A 237-nucleotide genomic window follows, 5' to 3' on the forward strand; every position below is an offset into this window, starting at 1 on the left:
CTGGTGTCGTCCGGATCGTGCCCGGCATTGAGCCCGGCGGCATCGTGCGGCGCCGCCGGATGGTCCAGATGCGACATCTCGTGCAGCTCGCCCAGTGCCGACGCCGTGGCGCCGCCCACGCTGCCGATCGCCACCACCACCAGCATCAGCAGGCGGAGCAGGAACGACGGGCGGCGGCGCACGAAGCGGATCATGCCGGGAGGGTAGCGGGCGTTGCAGCCGTTACACAATCGCAGC

General features: G+C 70.9%; 1 protein-coding gene. It reads right to left on the reverse strand.

Annotation, left to right across the window (positions count from 1 at the left end):
- Positions 1-237: hypothetical protein (locus tag IAE58_RS19900; protein WP_200734992.1), on the reverse strand; the 237-nt coding region annotated here is incomplete at both ends.

Source organism: Stenotrophomonas sp. S49 (assembly GCF_016624905.1).
Taxonomy (GTDB): Bacteria; Pseudomonadota; Gammaproteobacteria; order Xanthomonadales; family Xanthomonadaceae; genus Stenotrophomonas.